The sequence below is a fragment of the Streptomyces sp. enrichment culture genome, assembly GCF_964273145.1.
GTDB lineage: Bacteria > Actinomycetota > Actinomycetes > Streptomycetales > Streptomycetaceae > Streptomyces.
In genome coordinates this window covers 1,181,082-1,202,610 of sequence record NZ_OZ186873.1, presented here as the reverse complement: position 1 = coordinate 1,202,610, position 21,529 = coordinate 1,181,082, and the positions used below count along the sequence as shown (strand labels likewise).

The 21,529-nt window shown below is 73.6% G+C and carries 21 protein-coding genes; 8 read left to right on the top strand and 13 right to left on the bottom strand.

What is annotated here, in order from left to right; translation table 11 throughout:
• Positions 1-26 precede the first annotated feature (26 nt).
• Positions 27-1,061: a phosphatase PAP2 family protein gene (locus ACSU6Z_RS05510; RefSeq protein WP_437043411.1), complete on the bottom strand. Its 1,035-nt coding sequence runs from the start codon at positions 1,059-1,061 to the stop codon at positions 27-29.
• A gap of 269 nt (positions 1,062-1,330) precedes the next feature.
• On the bottom strand, positions 1,331-2,497 hold the full coding sequence (locus ACSU6Z_RS05505) for a mannosyltransferase family protein (protein ID WP_437043410.1): 1,167 nt from the start codon (positions 2,495-2,497) through the stop codon (positions 1,331-1,333).
• A gap of 271 nt (positions 2,498-2,768) precedes the next feature.
• Between ACSU6Z_RS05505 and ACSU6Z_RS05500 the strand changes: the two genes are divergently transcribed.
• Positions 2,769-4,373 carry an MFS transporter gene (locus ACSU6Z_RS05500; RefSeq protein ID WP_437050188.1) on the top strand — a complete coding sequence of 535 codons (1,605 nt, stop codon included), beginning with the start codon at positions 2,769-2,771 and terminating at the stop codon, positions 4,371-4,373.
• 176 nt (positions 4,374-4,549) lie between these two features.
• Positions 4,550-5,722, top strand: coding sequence for an acyl-CoA dehydrogenase family protein (locus tag ACSU6Z_RS05495; protein ID WP_437043408.1), 1,173 nt, complete (start codon positions 4,550-4,552; stop codon positions 5,720-5,722).
• 51 nt (positions 5,723-5,773) lie between these two features.
• On the opposite strand, the gene ACSU6Z_RS05490 is transcribed toward ACSU6Z_RS05495, so the two are convergent.
• Positions 5,774-6,211 carry a cell division protein SepF gene (locus tag ACSU6Z_RS05490; protein WP_437043406.1) on the bottom strand — a complete coding sequence of 146 codons (438 nt, stop codon included), beginning with the start codon at positions 6,209-6,211 and terminating at the stop codon, positions 5,774-5,776.
• 825 nt (positions 6,212-7,036) lie between these two features.
• Between ACSU6Z_RS05490 and ACSU6Z_RS05485 the strand changes: the two genes are divergently transcribed.
• Positions 7,037-7,942: a S1 family peptidase gene (locus ACSU6Z_RS05485; protein ID WP_437043405.1), complete on the top strand. Its 906-nt coding sequence runs from the start codon at positions 7,037-7,039 to the stop codon at positions 7,940-7,942.
• Positions 7,943-8,268: 326 nt separating this feature from the next.
• Positions 8,269-9,342 (top strand): S1 family peptidase, encoded by a 1,074-nt coding sequence (locus tag ACSU6Z_RS05480; RefSeq protein ID WP_437043403.1) that lies wholly within the window; start codon positions 8,269-8,271, stop codon positions 9,340-9,342.
• Between the two features lie 362 nt (positions 9,343-9,704).
• On the opposite strand, the gene ACSU6Z_RS05475 is transcribed toward ACSU6Z_RS05480, so the two are convergent.
• Entirely contained in the window at positions 9,705-10,883 is a 1,179-nt protein-coding gene (locus tag ACSU6Z_RS05475) for a Cmx/CmrA family chloramphenicol efflux MFS transporter (protein ID WP_437043402.1), read from the bottom strand.
• Positions 10,884-11,150: 267 nt separating this feature from the next.
• Complete coding sequence (locus tag ACSU6Z_RS05470) at positions 11,151-11,525, bottom strand: cupin domain-containing protein (protein ID WP_437043400.1); 375 nt, start codon at positions 11,523-11,525, stop codon at positions 11,151-11,153.
• Between the two features lie 99 nt (positions 11,526-11,624).
• Here ACSU6Z_RS05470 and ACSU6Z_RS05465 point away from each other — a divergent pair, with 99 nt between their 5' ends.
• Together ACSU6Z_RS05465 and ACSU6Z_RS05460 are read left to right on the top strand one after the other, a co-directional pair.
• On the top strand, positions 11,625-12,071 hold the full coding sequence (locus tag ACSU6Z_RS05465) for a MarR family winged helix-turn-helix transcriptional regulator (protein ID WP_437043398.1): 447 nt from the start codon (positions 11,625-11,627) through the stop codon (positions 12,069-12,071).
• Positions 12,072-12,238: 167 nt separating this feature from the next.
• Positions 12,239-12,718 carry a GNAT family N-acetyltransferase gene (locus ACSU6Z_RS05460; protein WP_437043396.1) on the top strand — a complete coding sequence of 160 codons (480 nt, stop codon included), beginning with the start codon at positions 12,239-12,241 and terminating at the stop codon, positions 12,716-12,718.
• Positions 12,719-12,753: 35 nt separating this feature from the next.
• Here the strand turns inward: ACSU6Z_RS05460 and ACSU6Z_RS05455 are convergent, their stop codons facing one another.
• From ACSU6Z_RS05455 to ACSU6Z_RS05445, 3 genes are all read right to left on the bottom strand, one after another.
• On the bottom strand, positions 12,754-12,888 hold the full coding sequence (locus tag ACSU6Z_RS05455; RefSeq protein WP_437043394.1) for a hypothetical protein: 135 nt from the start codon (positions 12,886-12,888) through the stop codon (positions 12,754-12,756).
• Positions 12,889-13,198: 310 nt separating this feature from the next.
• Positions 13,199-13,699: a DUF402 domain-containing protein gene (locus tag ACSU6Z_RS05450; protein WP_437043392.1), complete on the bottom strand. Its 501-nt coding sequence runs from the start codon at positions 13,697-13,699 to the stop codon at positions 13,199-13,201.
• Complete coding sequence (locus tag ACSU6Z_RS05445) at positions 13,680-14,609, bottom strand: GNAT family N-acetyltransferase (protein ID WP_437043390.1); 930 nt, start codon at positions 14,607-14,609, stop codon at positions 13,680-13,682. The genes ACSU6Z_RS05450 and ACSU6Z_RS05445 overlap by 20 nt, the downstream gene beginning before the upstream one ends.
• A gap of 102 nt (positions 14,610-14,711) precedes the next feature.
• Here ACSU6Z_RS05445 and ACSU6Z_RS05440 point away from each other — a divergent pair, with 102 nt between their 5' ends.
• Positions 14,712-15,083 carry a GntR family transcriptional regulator gene (locus tag ACSU6Z_RS05440; RefSeq protein WP_437043389.1) on the top strand — a complete coding sequence of 124 codons (372 nt, stop codon included), beginning with the start codon at positions 14,712-14,714 and terminating at the stop codon, positions 15,081-15,083.
• Between the two features lie 8 nt (positions 15,084-15,091).
• Here the strand turns inward: ACSU6Z_RS05440 and ACSU6Z_RS05435 are convergent, their stop codons facing one another.
• The 5 genes from ACSU6Z_RS05435 to ACSU6Z_RS05415 form a co-directional block, all read right to left on the bottom strand.
• A complete protein-coding gene (locus ACSU6Z_RS05435; RefSeq protein ID WP_437043387.1) occupies positions 15,092-15,907 on the bottom strand; it encodes a DUF72 domain-containing protein in 816 nt (271 codons plus the stop codon).
• 46 nt (positions 15,908-15,953) lie between these two features.
• Positions 15,954-17,048: a DUF5925 domain-containing protein gene (locus ACSU6Z_RS05430; RefSeq protein ID WP_437043385.1), complete on the bottom strand. Its 1,095-nt coding sequence runs from the start codon at positions 17,046-17,048 to the stop codon at positions 15,954-15,956.
• Positions 17,049-17,126: 78 nt separating this feature from the next.
• On the bottom strand, positions 17,127-17,900 hold the full coding sequence (locus tag ACSU6Z_RS05425) for a polysaccharide deacetylase family protein (protein ID WP_437050186.1): 774 nt from the start codon (positions 17,898-17,900) through the stop codon (positions 17,127-17,129).
• 22 nt (positions 17,901-17,922) lie between these two features.
• Positions 17,923-18,948 carry a glycosyltransferase gene (locus ACSU6Z_RS05420; protein ID WP_437043383.1) on the bottom strand — a complete coding sequence of 342 codons (1,026 nt, stop codon included), beginning with the start codon at positions 18,946-18,948 and terminating at the stop codon, positions 17,923-17,925.
• Complete coding sequence (locus tag ACSU6Z_RS05415; protein ID WP_437043380.1) at positions 18,945-19,778, bottom strand: glycosyltransferase family 2 protein; 834 nt, start codon at positions 19,776-19,778, stop codon at positions 18,945-18,947. The genes ACSU6Z_RS05420 and ACSU6Z_RS05415 overlap by 4 nt, the downstream gene beginning before the upstream one ends.
• A gap of 670 nt (positions 19,779-20,448) precedes the next feature.
• Here ACSU6Z_RS05415 and ACSU6Z_RS05410 point away from each other — a divergent pair.
• On the top strand, positions 20,449-21,255 hold the full coding sequence (locus ACSU6Z_RS05410) for an SGNH/GDSL hydrolase family protein (protein WP_437043378.1): 807 nt from the start codon (positions 20,449-20,451) through the stop codon (positions 21,253-21,255).
• Positions 21,256-21,529 lie beyond the last annotated feature (274 nt).

Below are 21,529 nucleotides of genomic sequence, written 5' to 3'. Positions count from 1 at the left end.
CCTGTGCGTACCGGGTCCCCGGGCGGTCAGGGGCGCGCCGTGGAGTTCGAGCCGGAGCCGGCCGTGCCGCGCAGGACGCGGTCGGAGTGCGGCGGGCGGCGGCTGCCGGCCGGGGTGACCGGCGTGCGCTCCGTACGGGCCGTGTGCGGGCCCGGGGCCAGGTACGCCGGTGTCCGCGGGCGGGACGGGGAGGCGGGCTCGCGTGCCGGGGCGTCCTTCCGGCCGGGGACGGGCGGCAGGAGCACCACGGGCGGTGCGGCGGTCGGCTGCGGCGCGGGCCCGGGCGCCGGTGCCGTGCGGCCGCGGCGGGCGCGCAGGCGGTCCCGCAGGCCGAGGAGCACGGCCTCCGCGCGGGCGATCAGCGGTTCGAACCAGGGCAGGGCCAGCAGGATCAGCAGGCCCGCCGCCCAGCCCAGGAGTACGTCGCTCAGCCAGTGCGTACCGAGGTAGACGGTGGACATGCCGACACCGAGCGAGGTGACGGCGGACAGGGCGGACAGCCAGCGGCGAGCTCTCGGCGTCGAGGCCAGGTAGGCCAGGATGCCCCAGGTCACCACGGCGTTGGCGGTGTGACCGCTCGGAAATATATCGCCGCCCAGCCACATCTCGTTCGAGCCGATCTCGGTCGCGTAGTGCGGGCCCAGGCGGCCCATGCCGTACTTGGCGGCGCCGACGGTGGCGTTCAGCAGCAGCAGGGAGACGCCCAGGGCGAGGAGCGGGCGCAGGGTGTGCTGCCGCCAGGAGCGCCAGCCCAGCCAGGCGGCGACCATCACGGCGGTGGGGCCGCGCTGGCCGAGCACCACGTAGTAGTCGACGAACGCGTGGATCTCCGGCCATTGCTGGTACGGCCGGAAGAACATGACCCGCCAGTCGAGCCGGACCAGCCACGAAGTGATGAGTACGGCCCACACGATCGCGAGATAGAAGGCCATGGTCGAGGCGAACAGCGCGATCCTGTGCCGGCTCATCTTCGGCACATCGAGGTGGGCCGGTCGTTCCGGCTCACGGTCCAGCCTCGCGAACACCCGGTCCAGGCGGGTGAGGTTCCGTTCGGTACGCACCCAATCGACGTTACAGCGAGTGAGGTGTGATCCCCGCCGAATCAACGGCTTTGTGATGACGATGTGATGTGGGATTCCTCTCAGGGCGAAGACTAATTCCCTCGATTCCCTAAAGCATGCGCCCGACCACCTTCATTTCTTTTGATCGGCCCGGACGGCAGTTTTATCGTGCTTATGAATTGGTTCACCGAGAGGTGGGGCGGAATTACCCGGCCGCTCACCGGTCCGCGCCGGGCCGGCCGGGGCCGGGCGGGGCCGGGCAGGGCCGGTCAGGGCGGACCGGAGCCGTTCAGCCAGACGGCGCCGTACACCGCCGACGCGACCGCGACACCGGCCGTCACCAGCGCCGATCCGGAGGTCCGCAGCCCGGCCAGGGTCCGGGCGAGCGGCAGCAGCAGCGGGAAGGCGGGCAGCAGCAGACGCGGCTTGGAGCCGAAGTAGCCCGACGCGCACAGCGCGAGCGCGGTGACGACCCCCGCGTACACCAGCAGCGGCAGCGGCTGACGCTGCCGGACGCAGACGACGTACAGCCAGACCACCAGGGCGGCCCCGGCGGTCAGCCCGAGTCCCGCCAGGGCCGACGGGAACGACGTGAACTTCTCCGCGACGAAGCGCGTGAAGGCCAGGCCGCCGTCGAAGCCGTTGCGCCACCCGGCCTGGACGTCGAGATAGCCCAGCGGGCCCTTGCCGGTGCGATGGCCGACCCACAGCACGTACCCGGCGGCGCCGAGGGGCGTGAGGGCCAGGCCGAGGGCGCGCGGCGCCAGGCGTGCGCCGCGCTCGTCGGCCGCGCTCCGATGTCGCCCGTACGAGACGACGCCGGCCGCCCACACCGCCGCCACCACGGCGAGCCCCACCGGGCGGGTCAGCCCGGACAGGAACGCCAGGGCACCCGCCGTCACCCAGCGGCCGGTGAGCACCGCGTACAGCGACCAGGCCGCCAGGGCGGTGAACAGCGACTCGCTGTACGCCATCGACTGCACGATCCCGACCGGCAGCACTCCCCACAGCAGCGCCGCGCACACCCCCGCGCGGCGGCCGTACACGTGGTCCGCCACCGCGAAGATCCCCCAGGCCGCCGCGAGCGAGGCGAGCAGGCTCACCGCGAATCCGGCGTCGGCGTGCGACAGCGGCGACACCGCCGCGCCCAGCCGCTCCAGCCACGGCAGCAGGGGGAAGAAGGCGAGATCGGAGTGGACGTCGCCGTTCGGCAGGCGCACCTCGTAGCCGTACCCCCCCTCGGCGACCCTCTGGTACCAGAGGGAGTCCCAGCGGGCGGTCAGCAGGGTGTACGCGCTCTTGCCGCGCGCGGCGCTCCACAGGGCCAGGGCGAGCAGGCCCAGGGCGCGTACGGCGGCGTATCCGAGGAGCGCCGGGGCGGCCCGGCGCAGGGCCCCGGAGCGGGCCGGAGCCGCGCACGTCTCGAGGTCGGTCACGCGCTCGATTATCGGCGGCGCCCGGAACCGGGCCGTCCGCGGGAGCGGGGCGGCCGGAGGAGTCAGTGGCGTACGCCACACCATTGCGCCGGGCGGGTGAGAGGTCCGCCACGTGCCCCCGGCGCGGACTCGCGTACGCTGACGAGTCACTCGCCTTCCGCAGCGCGGGCCGGGGACCACCGCTCCTCCCCGGCCGAGCCGCGGGGGAGCCCCCGCCCCCGTGAGCCCGCCGGACGCGAGGGAACTTCTGGGAGGTGCGCACATGTCCGGCATGTCCGGGACGACCACGGCCGCCACCGCGCCGCGCCGTCGGACGGCCGGGGCCGGTGCCAATCGCTGGCTGGTGCTCGTCGTCCTCTGCGTCAGCCTGCTGCTCGTCGCCGTCGACGCCACCGTGCTGCACGTGGCGGTGCCCGCCGTCACCGAGGACCTCAGGCCCGGCGCGATCGAACTGCTCTGGATCGTCGACGTCTACCCGCTCGTCTGCGCCTCGCTGCTGATCCTGTTCGGCACGCTCGGCGACCGGGTCGGCCGCAGACGGATCCTCCTGCTGGGATACGGCCTGTTCGGCGTCGCCTCCGCCCTGGCGGCCCTGGCGCAGACCGCCCAGGTCCTCATCGTGGCCCGGGGGCTGCTCGGCGTCGGCGGCGCGATGATCATGCCGGCGACGCTGTCGATCCTGCGGCAGGTCTTCCCCGACCGGCGGGAGCGGGCGCTGGCGATCGGCGTCTGGAGCGCGGTGGCCGCCGTGGGCGCGGCGATCGGGCCGCTGCTCGGCGGCTTCCTGCTGGAGCACTTCCGGTGGGGATCGGTCTTCCTCGTCAACATCCCGCTGATGCTGGTCAGCCTGCCGGTGGGACGCCTGCTGCTGCCCGAGTCCAAGGGCGACGGCACCGGTCCGTGGGACGTGGCCGGGGCGCTGATGGCGGCGGCCGGGCTCTTCTCCGTGGTGCTGGGCGTCAAACGGCTCGGCGGCGGCGAGCCCGCGGCCGGTGCGCTCACCGTGGTGCCGCTGGTGGCGGGCGCCGCCCTGCTGGCCGGGTTCGTGCGGCGGCAGCGGCGCCGGGCGCACCCGCTGGTGGACCTGGGGATGTTCCGGCGGCCGGCGTTCAGCACCTCCGTGGGCTGCATCGTGCTGGCGATGCTGGCGCTGGTGGGCCTGGAACTGATCGCCGCGCAGTACCTCCAGCTCGTGCTCGGGCTCTCGCCGCTCCAGACGGGGCTGCGGCTGCTGCCGCTGACGTTCGCGGCGATGGCGGCGGGCCTGGCGGGGGCGCGGATGCTGCGCCGGTTCGGCCCGCGCCGGATGGTGTGCTCGGGGTTCTGCCTGACGGCGGGCGCGGTGGTGCTGCTGACGGCGATGGGCCGGACGGACGACTCCGCGCTGCTGCTGACCGGGTTCGTGCTGCTCGGCTTCGGGCTGGAGACGACCCTGTTCGGGGCGTACGAGTCGATGCTGAGCGAGGCACCGCAGGACCAGGCCGGCGGGGCCGCGGCGATCGGGGAGACGTCGTACCAGCTGGGCGCGGGAATCGGCATCGCGCTGCTGGGCACCGTGATGAACGCGGCGTACGCGCCCGGGCTGGCGGGCGTGCCCGGTGTCCCGGCGGCGGCCTCCTCGGCGGCGGGGCACTCCCTGGGGGAGGCGTACGAGGTCGCCGCGGAGCTCGGAGGGCCTGCGGGTGCGGCCCTGCGGCGGGCGGCGGCGGACGCCTTCGTGCACGGGTTGCACGTGACGCTGCTGGTGAGTGCGGGGCTGTTGCTGGTGGGGGCCGTGATGGCGCTGCGGCTGCCGCGGGCGATGCAGTGCGAGGCCGAAGGCTCCGTGGAGGTGCCCGTGCCCAGGGAGGCCGTGGAGTCCCGCGTCTCGGCGTGAGCCCCTCTCCCGCCCGCGCACCGCTCGTTCGCCGGGAGGCGGGCGCCGCCCGCGGGGCCGGGCGGGGGCCCGCCGCGGGAACCGGGCAGGGTGGACGTGCGGGACACCGCCACGTAACGTCGGCCGAAGCCGTGACTAGCGCTGCTAGTTTTGAGTGAGTCCTCGGAGGGTGTGCCATGTCCCCGTTCGACCCCGCCGACCCCCTCGGCATCGACGACCTGCTCGAACCGGAGGACCTCGCCGTCCGCGACACCGTGCGGGCATGGGCCGCGGACCGGGTGCTGCCGTACGTCGCCGACTGGTACGAGAAGGGGGAGCTGCCCGGCGTCCGGGAGCTCGCCAGGGAGCTGGGCGGGATCGGGGCGCTCGGGATGTCGCTCAGCGGGTACGGGTGCGCCGGCGCGAGCGCCGTGCAGTACGGGCTGGCCTGCCTGGAGCTGGAGGCGGCCGACTCCGGGATCCGGTCCCTCGTCTCCGTGCAGGGCTCCCTCGCCATGTACGCCCTCCACCGGTTCGGCAGCGAGGAGCAGAAGCGGCAGTGGCTGCCGCGGATGGCCGCCGGCGAGGTCATGGGGTGCTTCGGGCTGACCGAGCCCGACCACGGGTCCGACCCCGCCTCGATGCGGACGTACGCCAAGCGCGACGGCTCCGACTGGGTCCTCAACGGGCGCAAGATGTGGATCACCAACGGTTCCGTCGCCGGGGTCGCCGTCGTGTGGGCGCGGACCGACGAGGGGATCCGGGGGTTCGTCGTACCCACCGACAGCGCCGGGTTCTCCGCGCCCGAGATCAAGCACAAGTGGTCGCTGCGGGCCAGCGTCACCAGCGAGCTCGTCCTCGACGACGTGCGGCTGCCCGCCGACGCCGTGCTGCCGGGGGTCACCGGGTTGCGCGGGCCGCTCAGCTGTCTCACCCACGCCCGGTACGGCATCGTCTGGGGCGCGATGGGGGCGGCGCGCAGCTGCTTCGAGGCCGCCGTCGACTACGCGAAGTCACGGGAGCAGTTCGGCAGGCCCATCGGCGGTTTCCAGCTCACGCAGGCCAAGCTGGCCGACATGGCGGTCGAACTGCACAAGGGGATCCTGCTCGCCCATCACCTCGGGCGGCGCATGGACGCCGGCCGCCTGCGGCCCGAGCAGGTCAGCTTCGGCAAGCTCAACAACGTCCGCGAGGCCATCGACATCTGCCGTACGGCCCGGACCGTTCTCGGGGCCAACGGGATCTCGCTCGAATACCCCGTGATGCGGCACGCGACCAATCTGGAATCGGTGCTCACCTACGAGGGCACCGTCGAGATGCACCAGCTGGTGCTGGGCAAGGCGCTCACCGGGATCGACGCGTTCCGGTAGGCGCCGGGGCGGGACGAGGGCGCGGGCGGGGCTGCGGGGCGCGGCCCCGCCTCAACTCTGGTTGAAGAAGCCGTCCGTGCGGTGCGCGGCGCGCTCGCCGCTGACGATCTGGGTGTCGGCCGGGCTCAGCAGGAAGACGCGGGTGGACACCCGCTCGATCGAACCGCGCAGGCCGAAGATGAGCCCGGCGGCGAAGTCGACCACGCGCTTGGCGTCGACGGGCTCCATCGCCGTGAGGTTCATGATGACCGGGACGCCCTCGCGGAACAGTTCGCCGATGGCGCGCGCGTCGCGGAAGCTGTCCGGGGTGACCGTGCCGATGCGGCGGCCCCTCTCCTCGGCGGAGTCCGCGGCCACCTTCACGCGGGGGTCGGTGACCCAGGCGTCCTCGGAGTCGGTGCCCTCGGAGTAGTCGTCGTCGTAGTAGCGCTCGTCTTCGTTGTCGTCGACGAGGCCGAGCCACGCACTCGCCTTGCGTACCGATCCCATGGACGCCTCCTCTCTCTGCGGTCTCTCGTGCCTTCCGCATCCCTATGGTCATCCATGATGCGGACGTCGCGCCAAGCGGACGGACGCCGCACGGGGGGTTTGTGACGGTACTGGTGCACAGTGGATCCGTCGAGAGTCCGTATGTCCCAAGGGGCGTTGCACAAACGGGTGCTGACCATGAGTGAAATATGACTTCTCCCGGCGCACGGGTGAGGGACGGGGCATACGGGTGAACCGGTGGCCGGTGCGATGCCGCAGCCCGGCGTCGTGACGAACCGCGGGGGGCGTCGTCTCCGGAGTCGTCGGACCCCGCCGGCACCGGCTCCGGGAAGAGCCTCGCCAACCGGTGGGTGGCACATCCGTGCGGGCTGCTTCCGGGGCCGCGGCGGGTCCGCGGATCGCGACGGGCCGCCCGCCTCCGTACTGACGGCACCTCAGAACGGGTGGAGCGGGCGGAGCGGTACGGGAGGCGGCGTACGGCGGGGTCGCGTCGCTCCCCGGGCCGGCGACCGGCGGGGCTCCGGTCGCCGGCCCGCGCGCGTCCGTCGCGCACGGAGCCCGCGACCGCCGGGACGTCCCCTGAGGGCGGCCGGGGGAGGGGCGCGCGGCGGGCCGCGGTTGCTCCCGGGGGGCCGTGGAGCGTTCGGAAGGAGCGGCGCGGCCGAAAGGTGCCCTTGCGCCGAACGGCCGTTCGGCCGAATACTCCCTCCAGCGCTTGTCAGGGGCACGGCGGGTCCGGAATCCGGACACCCAGTGCCTCCGACTGCGCCTCACGGGCCCCAGACCCCACGAAGGCCCCCGACTTCCCCCGTGGAGGAACGAAAAGTGAGGATCAAGCGCACCACCCCCCGCAGCGGCATCACGAGACGGACTCGGCTGATCGCCGTCACCACCGGGCTCGTGGCCGCGGCCGCGATCGCGGTCCCCAGCGCGAACGCGTCCGACACCCCCGCCACCTTCAGCGCCGCCGAGCTCAAGAGCGCCGGCGACTCGGTACTGAAGGCCGACGTCCCCGGCACCGCCTGGGCCGTCGACAGCAAGACCGGCCAGGTGCTCGTCACCGTCGACAGCACGGTCTCCCAGGCCGAGATAGCCAAGATAAAGAAGCAGGCCGGCGCCAACGCCGACGCGCTCACCATCAAGCGCACCCCCGGCAAGTTCAACAAGCTCATCCAGGGCGGCGACGCCATCTACGCGAGCAGCTGGCGCTGCTCCCTCGGCTTCAACGTCCAGGACGGCAGCGGCACCCAGTTCTTCCTGACCGCCGGTCACTGCACCGACGGCGCGGGCACCTGGTACTCCAACTCCGGCCGCACCTCGGCCATCGGCACGACGACCGGCTCCAGCTTCCCGGGCAACGACTACGGCATCGTGCGCTACAGCGGGTCCGTCAGCCGGCCCGGCACCGCCAACGGCGTGGACATCACCCGTGCGGCCACGCCGAGCGTGGGCACCACCGTCATCCGTGACGGCTCCACCACCGGCACGCACAGCGGCCGGGTCACCGCCCTCAACGCGACCGTGAACTACGGCGGCGGCGACATCGTCTCGGGCCTGATCCAGACCACGGTCTGCGCCGAGCCCGGCGACTCCGGCGGTCCGCTCTACGGCAGCAACGGTGTCGCCTACGGCCTGACCTCCGGCGGCAGCGGCGACTGCACCTCCGGCGGTACGACCTTCTTCCAGCCCGTCACCGAGGCCCTGAGCGCCTACGGCGTCAGCGTCTACTGAGCCGCCGCGCACCCCGTTCCGACGATACGGTGAGCCCCCGCACGCGCAACCGGCGTGCGGGGGCTCACCGCCGGGCGGGCGCGGGCAGAACCGGGACGGGCGCGGGCCGCAGCGGCCACCCGGCCCGCGGTGTTCGCCGCGCGCACCCCGCGGTGACGGAGCGCGGACACCGCAGAAGGGGCGCGCGAACTCGCCCGTATGCGCGTGCAGAAGTCGCCCTTGTGTGCTTTCGGTGGGCTTCGGGACAGTGGGTGTTCGTCACCATCCTTCCGGCGCACGAGGTCCCCACGTCCTCCTGTGCCGAACCCCCCACAGGAGGACGTGTGTTGAAACACCGACGCGTACTCGTGCGGCACGCCGCCGCGGCGGGTGCGGGCATCGCCGCACTGCTCGCCACGGGATTCACCTCCCCGGGCGCGAACGCCCGGGAGGCCCCCGCGCCCAGGACCCTGTCGTCCGCGGCGGCCGGACGACTCGCCTCCACGCTCGCCGAGGAGCTCGGCGGCGGCACGGCGGGCGCGTACTACGACGCGGGAACCAGGACCCTGGTGGTCAACGTGGTCGACGAGAACACCGCGCGGGCCGTCGAGGCGGCCGGCGCCAGGGCGAGAGTCGTCGAGCACTCCCTCGCCGAGCTGCGGCGGGCGCACACCGCCCTCGAACGGAGGGCGGCCGTCCCCGGCACCTCCCGGGTGACCGACCCGGTCGCCAACAAGGTGGTCGTCACCGCCGACCGCACGGTCTCGAAGGCCGGGTGGGACAGACTGGCCGACGTGGTCGGCGGGCTCGGCTCCGCGGCCGTACTCCAGCGGACCGAGGGGGAGTTCAAGCCGTTGATCGCGGGTGGCGACGCCATCCTCGGCGGTGGCGCACGCTGCTCGCTCGGCTTCAACGTGGTCAGGAACGGCAGACCGTACTTCCTGACCGCCGGCCACTGCACCGAGGCCGCCTTCCTCTGGTCGGACTCCTCCGGCCGCAGGATCGGCCGGACCGCGGCCTCCCGCTTCCCCGGCGACGACTACGGCCTGGTCAGGTACTTCCCCGGGGTGGAGCACCCGAGCGAGGTGAACCTCTACGACGGCACCGCGCAGGAGATCACGGGCGCGGCCGAAGCCGTCGTCGGCATGCGGGTGACCCGCAGCGGCTCCACCACCCACGTGCGCTCCGGCACGGTCACCGGCCTGGACGCCACCGTCGACTACGGCAACGGCGACGTCGTGACCGGCCTCATCCAGACCGACGTCTGCGCCGAGCCCGGCGACAGCGGCGGGCCGCTCTTCACCGGCACCGACGCGATCGGCCTGACCTCCGGCGGCAGGGGCGACTGCGCCTCGGGCGGGGAGACCTTCTTCCAGCCGGTGACGGAGGCGCTGGCGGCCACCGGAACGGAGATCGGCTGACGGCACGCCTCGCCCGGGCCCCGCCCCGCGTACGGGGCGGGGCCTCGGGCGAGCCATGCGGCCGGGACGCCGCCCGGATCGGGTGCGTCAGGGGCGGGAGGTGTTCCAGGCGGGTGGGGGCGGGCCGCAGTCGCTCGATCCGTTCGGCGGCGTCGGGCGGGGTCCGCGTCGGTGAGGAGTACGGGAGACGGGGAGCGGTCCCGCAGCCCGGCCTCGCGCCGTACTGGACACGGCGGTTCTTCCACCTGGACAGGCAGGCGCGGGAGACGCCGACCTCGGCGGCCGCGTGGGCGATCGGACGGTTGCGGCAGCGTTCGGTGAGCCTTCGGCGTCCTTCGACGTTCCGTGGGCGTTCGCATGTGTCACCGGAGCACCCCGGCGCTTCGGCCGCCCGCGACCACGGTGCGGAAGGGGAACGCGACGAGCAGTGTGACAGCGACCAGGAACCCGCTTGCCCACAGCGGCCCGAGGTCCCCGACCGCGGTACCGAGGGTGGTTGCCGCGACGAGGGGGCCGATGGCGGCGCCGACGTTGAGCGCCGCGGTCGCATACGACCCGGCCATGGTGGGGGCGCCCGCGGCCTCGTAGAGGACCCGTGCGATCAGGGTGCCGCCCAGCGCGAACGACAGGGCGCCCTGCACGAACACGAGGGCGAACAGGGCGACCGGCTCGTCGGCCAGCACCGCCAGAGCCGGCCAGCCGACGAGCAGCAGCGGGCCCCCTACTGCGATGACCGGACCGGGACGCTGGTCGGACAGCCGGCCGGCGACGGTGACCCCGGCGAAGGAGCCGGCACCGAAGAACACCAGAGCGACAGAGATCCACAACTCGCCCAGGCCGGCGGTGTCGGTCACGACGGGGGCGAGGAAGGTGAAGCTTCCGAACGTGGCTGCGTTCACCAGCGCACCGAGCAGCATCACCAGAAGCAATGGCGGCCTTGTGAGCTGGGCGAGCTCCGCTTGCAAGGCTGGCGCGCCAGTCGTCTCCTCCCTCACGCGTCCCACCGGGATTGCCCTCACGACGCCGAGAGCTGCAGGCAGGCAGAGAGCGGTGACGGCCCAGAACGTGACCCGCCAGCCGAGCACCGTACCGAGTACCGACCCGCCGGGGACGCCGGCGATCGTGGCCACCGTGGTGCCGGACAGCAGCACGGCCAGCGCACGTCCCCTCTTGTCCGGCGAGACCAGCGTGGCGGCAGCGGTCAGAGCAACGGCGAGGAACCCCGCGTTCGCGAGCGCGGCGACTACCCGGGTGGCGAACAGGACCGGAAAGCTGGTGGTGATGGCGCCCACGGCGTGCGCCGCCGCGAAGGTGAGGATGAACGCGAGAAGGCTGGAGCGCCTGGGCCAGTCACGGGCGAGCGCGGCCACGAGGGGAGCGCCTACGGCCATGCCGACCGCGAAGGCCGAGGTGAGCGTGCCCGCTGTCCCGACTGTGACGTCAAGATCCGAGGCGATGTCCGGCAGGAGGCCGGCGAGCATGAACTCCGAGGTGCCCATGGCGAAGACCGCCACGGCAAGCAGATACAACGGCAGGGGCATCGAGTGGCTCCGAGGTGAGGAGAAGCACGAGAAGGTCATCTCGTCACCGCGGCCAGCCCCCAAGGCACACGCGCCCGGCCGCAGGATGCGGCGCGACGACAGGGCTACGAGCTCAGTGGTTCAGGGGGCTGACGGCGTGACCGAAAGCCCCCCACCTTGTCTGACTCGGGACTCGACATGGCCCGCACGGTACCCGACTGCCGGCCGTCGGGGCACCCCGGTTTTACCGGCATTGGCCCGTGTCACCAACGTCATGCCCCGCAACGGCTAGTTGGCCCACGGGGGTGTGAGGCGTGTGCCGTCGGCCAGTTCCGCCTCCAGGCCGAGGGAGGTGGTGACCCAGGAGACCGCGGTGCGGTCGGTGGGGTTCTCGACACCGAACGTCACACCCGGGTTGATGATCACCGTATCGCCCGCGATGACGCGCTCGGTGCGGCCGTCGAGGGTGATGAGCAGCTCGCCGCTGAGCAGGTGGAAGATCTCCTCCCGGCTGACGGTGTGCGCGGGTGCCCTGGTCCCCGCCGGTATCTCGCCCCGCCAGGCGGCGAGCTCCCGGCTGCCGGTGCGGGGGGTGGCGTACGAGACGAAACGGGCACCGTGGATCTCGTGCGTGACGGCTTCGGACGAACGGACGACGGGCATGGCTGTTCCCTCCGGGCACATGGTCAAGGTGCTTGACTAGATGAATGGGTTTATAGTCAAGCAGCTTGACCAATGCGTCAAGAGTGTTTGAATGCCTCCGTGCAGAACTCCGACGCCATGGCCCTGTCCGCCGCCCTGCTCGCCGTCGCCGGTGACCTGACCCACCGCATCCATGGCGGCGTCGCCGCCCGCGGTTTCGAGGGGCTGCGGCCCGCGCACGGCTTCGCCTTCACCCGGCTCCTCCCGGACGGTGCGACCGTCACCGACCTCGCGGTCCACCTGGGGGTGACCAAGCAGGCCGCGAGTCAGCTCGTCGACGAACTCGTCCGCAAGGGGTACGCCGAGCGCCGGCCCCATCCCGAGGACGCGCGAGCGCGGCTGATCGTGCTGACCGGGCGGGGGCTGGCCTGCACGCGCGCCGCGGAGGAGGCGGCGGCCCAGGCCGTGCGGACATGGGCCGAGGTGCTCGGCGAGGACGAGGTCCGCCTGCTGCGGGACCGCCTGCTGCGCCTCGCACCCAACGGCCCCATCAGACCCGCCTGGTGACGAGCAGTCACCCGGACCGGCGGAGGCCGGGTGGCCCGGCCCGCGGGGCGATCGGCGAGCCGGCCCTCGAAGACGGGGAAATCGCCTGTCCGAGGCGGGTGGAGGGGGATCCTCATGCCGCGTCGGGGAAGTGATCAGGCTGCCCTCGGGTGGCTGCCGTTCGCGGCATGACCGACGATCTCGTGAACCCGGGCCGGCGCGTCAGGCCGGCCGTCACCGTCGACGTACCGGCGGTGAAGGACGTCACCGGCACGGCGTACCACCCCTACGTCGCGCACATCGGCGTGGTGCCGCAGCCGATGGAGGCGGACCACGCGGCGGACGTGGCCGCCGGGAAGGTGTTCGTGACCGAGGAGCCCGGAAGCGGGCGGGTGGACGGCCTCGCCGTGATCGAGGCCCGCGCCGGCCACCTGTTCCTGGACAGCGTCGCCGTCCGCCCCGACGCGCACGGCAAGGGGGTGGGGAGGCGGCTGCCGGCGTTCGTCGACGCGCACGAGAGGGCGCTCGGCCTGCCCGAGGTGCGGCTCCACACGAACGCGTTGATGTGGGAGAACCGGAGGATCCACCCGAAGTACGGCTACGAGGTCGTCGGACGCCGCGTGGACGGGCCCTACGACCGCGTCCCCTACCGCAAGCGGCTGCTCTGACGGCGTGGCCCGGCCCCGTGCCCGCTCCCGCCCCGTCAGCCGTCCGGCCACCACACGCGTGCGATGTCCCGGCGGATCTCCGGGCGCCCGCCGGGACGCTTCTCGGCCTCCTCGCGGGCCCGGCGGGCATCGGTCTGCTTGCGGGGCTTGTGCACGGTCACACGGCGCATGGCTGCCTCCTTCGGGGTCTGCCGGTCTCCGCGGCCTGACGGAGGCGGACCCGTTCCGCAACGCTTCCTCATCGCCGCACCCGTGTCAGTGGCGGCTGTCACGGCCCGGCTGTCAGTGGCGGGTGTCACCCTGGGGCGAGGTGAAACACGGTGACGCCTCCGTCACACCGCGTGCCGGCCGGGGTTCGGTGGCCGGGTCCGACGCCGTGGGGCGGCCCGGCGCCGGGGAGGGGGAGGAGGGCGGTGGGCATCGAGCGGTACGCGGTGGCCCGGGGCGGATATGACGGGAGTGGGGGCGTACGGTCCGGTGTCACGCCGTCAGCGCCTCGAGGCCGCCCCCGCGGGCCAGCTCCTCCAGCTCGTCGAGGGCGGCCGCGGCGCGGGCCGCCGCCCCGGGGTCCCGTTCGGCCAGTCCGCTCGCGGCGAACTCGTCCTCGTCCAGGCGCCGCACGTCCGCGCCGTCCGCCGAGCGCCACAGGTCCAGGTCGAGATCCTCGACGACCAGTTCGGTGCCGAGGAGCACGGCCGGGCGGGTGACGTCGCAGTACCAGCCCTTGAGGGCGCCCGAGGCGGCGCGGACCTCCTTCACGGAGTACCACCGGTCGCGCCAGTAGTGCTCCGTGAAGACGTCGCCGGCCTCGAAGCGGACGAAGCCGAAGTCGCGGGCGCCGGCACCGGCCCAGGGGGCGCGGACGGTGATACGGGTGCCGTCGTCGGCCACGAGCACGGCACCGTAACGGATCTTCGTCCGGCCCGCCTTGACCAGGACGACCTCCAGCTCGCGCCGCGGGTCAGCCGATCCGGCGGGCATAGCGCACCTCCGTGGCGCAGATCTCGTAACGGCACCATTCGTTGACGGTGAGCATCGGGCCGTTGCCGGTGTCGTTGCCCGTGAACACCTCCGTGATCCCGGCGGCCCGGGCCCGGTGCAGGAAGGCGGCCTTGACGAGCTTGGCCAGGCCCCGGCCGCGGAAGGCGCGGGCGGTGCCGGTCATGGCGGTCGAGCAGCGCGCCCCGTCGTCGGTGTGCGCGACGGTGAAGGCGACCGGGCGGCCGCCGGCGACCGCCACCGTCGTCAGGCCGAGGTCCAGCAGGGGGTGCTTCCAGCTCTCCTCGACCCAGGTCGCGTAATCGGTGAGCTCGGCTCCGATGTCCCCCGGTTCGTCCGCGGTCGTCTCCGCGTCCAGGTCGAACAGCGGGCGCGGGTCGTCCGCGAAGTCGGCGGCGGTGCGCAGCTCGACGCCCGGGGGAGGAGACGGAAGCGGCGGGAGCGTACCGGCCGCGAGGTCCAGGCGGAGGAAGTGGGCGGAGCGGCGCCTGCCGTAACCGTGCCGTGCGGCGAAGGCGTGGTTCGCCGGCTCGTCCAGTGCCCAGGCGTACAGCTCCGTCGCCCCCTCCCCGGCCAGGTACTCCTCGGCGGTGCGCACCAGCAGCCCGCCGGCGCCGCGCCGGGTGCGGTCGGGGCGCACGTGGACGTTGAGGAACCCCCGGCCGGGCTCGGGGCTGTCGTGGGCGAGACCCACCTGGGCGGTGCCGATCACCTCCCCGTCCTCCTCCGCGATCAGGGGCCGGAAGCGGGCGTCGGGGTGGGTGCGGGTGAGGGCGTGGAGCACGGACTCGGGAGTGACCAGCATGAACGGCAGGGCGAGGCGCCGGACCCGGGCGAAGCCCTCCAGATCGGAGCGGACGTCGGGGCGCAGATCGCGCACGATCACTGTCATGGAGGCGCACGCTACGCGGGAACCCCAGCGCCCGCCTCCCCTTTTCCGGCGGGCGCTGGTTCCGGCGGACGAGGGTCCGGGCGGGTGCGGGACAATCGTCCCGTGACCTTGAAGATCCACATCGACGACGGCGGCGTACCGCCCTACGAACAGGTGCGCGAGCAGATCTCCGGGCAGGTCCGCTCCGGCGCGCTCCCGGTGGGGTACCGGCTGCCGACCGTGCGGGGGCTGGCCGAGTCGCTGGGGCTCGCCGCCAACACGGTCGCCAAGGCGTACCGGGCGCTGGAGGCGGACGGGGTGGTCGAGACGCGCGGCCGGCACGGCACGTTCGTGGCCGCCGCGGGCTCGGCCGCCGAGCGGGAGCTGGCGTCCGCCGCGCGGTCCTACGCCGAGCGGGCCCGGCGGCTCGGGCTGACGGAGGCCGAGGCGCTGACGGTCGTACGGGACGCCCTGCGGGCGGCGTACGGGGAGTAGGGCCCGGCTCAGGGCGAGGAGGGGCCGGGCTTCGGGCGGGCGCCGGACGCCCCCGGCGCGGGCAGCGGGCGGCCCGGCGTCCGCGTCACCGTCAGCCCCGCCGCCCCCGCCAGCCCGGCGAACGTCACCGCGTTGCGCACCGCCGCCGCGTCCGGGTCGTTGTTGAAGTACGCGTACACGTCCGCCGGCCCGGGCCAGGCGGCGGCGATCCGGGCCGCCCAGGCCGCCAGGGCCCGCCGGCCGTAGTGCGGCCGGGGCAGGGCGCGGCCCCGGTGGAAGCGGACGTATCCCCAGCCGGCGGTGCGCCACAGCGGGGTCACGGGGCGGGACAGCACGTCCGCCCAGCACAGGGCGGCGCCCCGGGTCCGCAGCACGTCGTGGACCTCCGCCGTCCACCAGGACGGGTGCCGGGGCTCCACCGCGACCCGGACGCCGGGCGGGAAGCAGGCCAGGCAGGCGTCCAGCAGCCCCGCGTCGGCGCGCAGTGTGGGCGGCAGCTGGAGCAGCACCGGGCCGAGGCGGTCGCCCAGGCCGGCGGCGTGGGCCAGCAACCGGCGCACCGGCTCCCCGGGCTCCCGCAGCCGCTTGACGTGCGTCAGGAAGCGGCTCGCCTTCACCGCGACGACGAAGTCCGGCGGCGTGCGCTCCCGCCAGGCGGCGAAGGTGTCGAAGGACGGCAGCCGGTAGAAGGCGTTGTTGCTCTCCACGGTGGCGAAGCCCGCCGCGTACTCCTCCAGCCACCGCCGCACCGGGCACCCCTGCGGATACAGCACGCCCCGCCAGTCCTCGTACTGCCACCCGGACGTCCCCACATACAGGGTCATACGTCCATCAAAGCAGCGGAAGCGGTCGCGGCGCCCGTCGCGGCGGCTACAGGTACAGCCCGGCCTCGGCGTCGCCGCGGGGTTCCGGCAGCGTGGTCGGGGACGTCCCCCGGCGCAGCGCGTACAGCTCCGCCAGCGTCGCGCCCTCGCGGCCGACGCCCTCCTCGCGGCCCAGCCAGGCCACCGCCTCCCGCCGGGTCAGCGGCCCGACCTCGATACGGGCCAGGCAGCGGCCGGGGCGGACGACGGCCGGGTGGAGCCGCTCCAGGTCCTCGTTGGTGGTGACGCCGACCAGGACGTTGCGGCCCTGGCCGAGCAGGCCGTCCGTCAGGTTCAGCAGGCGGGACAGCGCCTGCCCCGCGGTGTGCTTGGCCTCGCCGCGGATCAGTTCGTCGCAGTCCTCCAGCAGCAGGAGCCGCCAGCGGCCCCTGCCCGCCGCGTCCTCCTCGCCGATGGCGATGTCCATCAGATAGCCGACGTCGGAGAAGAGCCGCTCGGGGTCGAGGACGCAGTCGACCTGGCACCAGTCCCGCCAGGACCGGGCCAGCGTCCTGAGCGCCGAGGTCTTGCCGGTGCCCGGCGGCCCGTGCAGGAGCAGCAGCCGGCCCGCGATGTCCTCGGGCGTCGTCCTCATCAGGCGGTCCATCGCCTCCGCGACCGGCGCGGTGTAGTTGGCGCGCACCTCCTCCCAGGTGCCGGCCGTGATCTGCCGGGTGGTGCGGTGCGGGCCGCGGCGCGGGGAGACGTACCAAAAGCCCATGGTGACGTTCTCCGGCTGAGGTTCGGGCTCGTCGGCCGCGCCGTCGGTCGCCTGGTCGAGGACCTTCCGCGCCAGTTCGGCGCTGGTCGCCGTCACCGTGACGTCGGCGCCCCGGTTCCAGCGGGAGACCAGCACCGTCCAGCCGTCGCCCTCGGCCAGGGTGGCGCTGCGGTCGTCGTCGCGGGCCGCGCGCAGCACGCGCGCGCCGGGCGGCAGGAGGGTCGCCCCGGACCGCACGCGGTCGATGTTCACCGCGTGGGAGTACGGCTGCTCGCCCGTCGCGAAGCGGCCGAGGAACAGCGCGTCGACGACGTCGGCGGGGGAGTCGCTGTCGTCGACGTGGAGCCGGATCGGCAGCGCGTCGTGTGGGTTCGCGGACATGCCGCCATGATCCGGCACCCGGGCGCCGCGTGCACCCGGTTTCCGGGTGCGCGCGGCGCGGGGGCCCCGGAAACCGGCTCAGGCACGGGCGCGCAGGACCCGCCCGCGGACCTGCCGGGCCCGGCGGACCACGGCGTACCCCTTCGTCAGGGCCCGGTCCCGGGCGAAGGCGCGGGCGATCGCCCGGCCCTCGATCAGCCGCTCGAACTCCTCGGGCCCGGTGCTGCGGCGCACGGTGACGCGGCGCAGGGCGTAGGGCCCCTGCCGCCGCCGCGCCAGCCCGTTGCCGACGGCGAGCGCCTGCGCGTACCCCGTCTCTCGCACCGCCTGCCGCACCCGGCGGTCGGAGTACCCGTACGGATAGGCGAACGAGGCCGGGACGGTGCCCAGTTGGTCGGAGACGATCTCCTTGCACAGGATCAGCTCCGAGCGCAGCCGTTCGCCGTCGAGCTGGTCGAGCTGCGGATGGCTGTGGCTGTGCCCGCCGATCTCGACGCCCGCGGCGGCCAGGTCCCGGACCTGGTCCCAGTCGAGCATGGTGTCCAGGGCGCCGCCGGTGTCGTACGGACCGCGCAGCCATCCGGTGGAGACGAACAGCGTGGCGGAAAAGCCGTGTCCGGCCAGGACGGGCAGGGCGTGGCGGTGCACGCCCTCGTAGCCGTCGTCGAAGGTGACGAGCACCGGCCGGGCGGGCAGCGGACGGCCGAGGCGCCAGGCGGCGGCCAGCTCGGCCGTGGTCAGGGGGGTCAGGCCCCGGTCGGCGATGACCGCCATCTGCTCCGCGAACGCCTCCGGGGTCACCGACAGCGCGCGGGTGGCGTCGTTCGGGTCGCCGGCGACCGCGTGGTACATGAGGACCGGCACCCGGCGGTCGTCAGTCACGGACCGCCTCCCCGATCCGCGCGACGGAGAACCGGACGCCCCCGCGCCGCGCCCGGACGCTGCCCACCACGTAGCCGCCCGCCGCCGTGAGCACCCCGGCGACGATCGCGCCCGCCCGGCCCGCGCCGCCCGGCCGGCCCAGCAGCGCGTCGCGCAGCCCGCGCGCCACCCCGGCGGGCAGGACGCGCGTGGCGTACCGGCGTTCGGACTCCAGCCCCTTGCCCGCGCCGACGCTGCGTGCCACCAGCGCCTTGGACAGGCCCTCGGCGTAGGCGCGGGTGCGGAAGTAGGCGAAGTGCTCGCGCGCCTCGGGGACCCGGTGGTGGATCACCGCCCGGTCGTCGACGAGCAGGACGGCGTCGGGCCGGGCGCGGGCGAGGCGGATGCACAGCTCGGTCTCCTCGCAGCCCAGCGGCCGTTTGTCGCCGTCGCGTCCGATGCCGGTGGCGAAGCCGCCCGCCGCGTCGAAGGCGCTGCGGCGGAAGGAGGCGTTGCCGCCGAGGACGTTGCGCACCCGGACCCGGCCGGGCGGCAGGCCCTTGTAGGTGCAGCCCACCACCCAGTCGAACTCCTCCGGGAACCAGGCCGGCCGGCGGCCCGACGCCCAGACGGGCACCGTGCGCCCGCCGACGGCCATGACCCGGGGGTCGGCGTACCCGGCGGCGAAGTGCCTGAGCCAGTCCCGTTCGGCGACGGCGTCGTCGTCGAGGAAGGCGATGATCTCCCCGCGCGCGGCGGCGATGCCGGTGTTGCGGCCGGCGGACAGGCCGCGGGGACCCGCGTTGGCGAGCACCCGCACCTCGCCCGCCGCCCCGTGCTCCCCGTACTCCTTGGCCAGCCGGTCCCGGAGACTCTCGTTGTGGTCGACGACCAGCAGGATCTCCAGGGCCGGGTGGGACTGCGCCCGCACCGAGGCGACCGCCGCGAGGATGTCCTCCCAGCGGTCCTCGGTGTAGGCGCAGATCACGACGGAGACGCCGAGGGCGCCGGTGTCGCCGGAGGTGTCGGGAGTGCTCAAGACACCTTCCCCCGGACCGCGCCGAGCACCGGCGAGTGCGTACGGCCGCGCAGGGCGCGGCGGTTGGAGCGCTCCTGGAGGATCACTCTCAGCACGCGCAGGCCGTCCCGCACGGCCCGCAGGTTGCTGGTGCCGTGGATGCGCAGGTACTCGTGGCTGGGGATCTCCTGCACCCTCAGCCCCGCCTTGACGACCCGGATGTTCATCAGGGTCTCCACCTCGAAGCCCGTGCAGTCGAGGTCGATCTTGTCCAGGCAGTGCCGCCAGAACGCGTTGTAGCCGTAGCACAGGTCGGTGTAGCGGGCGCCGAACTTGCGGTTGACGACCGCGCACAGGGCGGCGTTGCCGAGCCTGCGGATGAAGGTCATGTCGTCGGTGCCACCGCCGTTGGCGAAGCGGGAGCCCTTGGCGAAGTCCGCGCCCGAGACGAGGGCGGAGACGTAGCTGACGATCTCCTGGCCGTCGGCGGAGCCGTCCGCGTCGACCATCACGATGATGTCGCCGGTGCACTCCTTGAACCCGGTGATCAGCGCGTCCCCCTTGCCCTTGCCGCGCTGTTCGACGACCTTGACGCCCGGCCACAGCTCCCGGGCGACGGCGACGGTGTCGTCGGTGGAGTTGCCGTCGACGAGGACGACCTCGTGTATCCAGTCCGGCAGGGTCTTGAAGACGTACGGCAGGTTCTCCGCCTCGTTCATGGCGGGGATCACCACGCTCACCGGCGGCGCTATGGCCAGGTGCGAGGAGACGGGCCGGTACTTCCCGGCGGTCGACGGACCGGTGGCCGACGGATCGTGGTCCGCGGTCGCCGGCTGCAGCGCTGAGCTCATGGGTCTGGTCCCTCTCGTCCGGCGGGCCGCCGCCCCCGGGCGGCCCGGCTCTGTGTCCGGTTCGAAAGGGGGGTTCTCACCCGGGGCACGACGGAACGGGTCTCCGTGCATGCCGGGTGAGTCGGCAAAGCCCGTCGGCGCCGGAGAACGGCAGCCGACCGCGCGGCACGGCTCGGTCACGTGATGCGGTCACCGAGCTCGGCCCCCCCTACCGCGCCCCGCACGGGCCGTCGCGGTCCCTGAGCCCTCCCCTGGAGCCGTGTGCCGACGGACCGGTGCGGGTGAGATGTGCGTATGTATGACGGTATTGACGGATGAACCTCTATGGCAAGGCTCGTAACGAAGCCTCACTTTTTTGTTGGCTTGCCGGTCATCGGTCGTCCGCCCGGGAGGCAGGACCGGTTCGTGGACCGTGCGACCGGTTCGGTCGCCGCCACCGCCGGCCGCGTCTGCTGCCAATGCCATGCATGGCCGACTTTGCCCCCCGAAGCGTCGGATGCCGGGCTTCAATGTCGCCCAGTCCCGTACGCACAGTCAAGACGGGGTCTGCGCTCCGTCACTTTTTCGTTCGTTTTTGAATGACCGTAGACATTCTTGGCATGAGCACTTCCTGTCAACACGTCCTGCTGCTACGACGGTTGAGGCAGAGATCCTGCTAAAGGGAGGTTCCATGAGACGTTCCCGAATTGTCGGCTTCCTGGCCTCACTCGCCCTCGCGACCGGCGCCGCCCTCGCCGGCGCCACGGCGGCGCAGGGCGTCCCCACCACCGCGTCCGGCGACTACGTGGCCCTCGGCGACTCCTACTCCTCCGGAGTCGGCGCGGGCAGCTACATCTCCTCCAGCGGCGACTGCAAGCGCAGCACGAAGGCCTACCCCCAGCTGTGGGCCGCCGCCCATTCACCCTCGGCGTTCCACTTCACCGCCTGCTCGGGTGCCCGAACGAGTGATGTCCTCGCCGGACAGCTCGGCCCGCTCGGCTCCTCCACGGGCCTGGTGTCCCTGACCGTCGGCGGCAACGACGCCGGTTTCGCCGACGTCATGACGACCTGTGTGCTCCAGTCCGACAACGCCTGCCTGTCGCGCATCGCCACCGCGAAGGCGTACGTCGACTCCACGCTGCCGGGACGGCTGGACAGCGTCTACTCGGCGATTCGCGACCGAGCCCCCAACGCCCGCGTCGTCGTCCTCGGCTACCCCCGCTTCTACAAGCTCGGCACGGCCTGCCTCGGCCTCTCCGAGACCAAGCGGAAGGCGATCAACGACGCGTCCGACCACCTGAACACCGCGATCGCCAAGCGCGTCGCCGACCACGGCTTCACCTTCGGCGACGTACGTCCCCCCTTCACGGGCCACGAGATCTGCTCCGGCAACTCCTGGCTCCACAGCGTCAACTGGCTCAACATCGGCGACTCGTACCACCCGACCGCGGCCGGCCAGTCCGGCGGTTACCTGCCGGTGCTCGACGGCACCGCCTGAGCCCCCACCACGGCACGGCAAGCCCTGAGCGGAAGGACGAGCGGAGGGAAGGGAGGGGGGCGGGGCCGGCCGGACCCGCCCCCCTCCACGCGTTCCGGGAGCGTGAGATCGCCCACGTTCCCGGCGCGGAGGGCGCACGGACGCGCGCGGCCCGGGGCGTCCGGGGTGCGACGGCGGGGGGAGCGGGCGCCCCCGCGCCGGAGGAGCGCACGGACCCCGTCCCGCGGCGGACGCGGCGGCCCGCAGGGGGACCGTTTCCGCCGGCCGCCGCGCC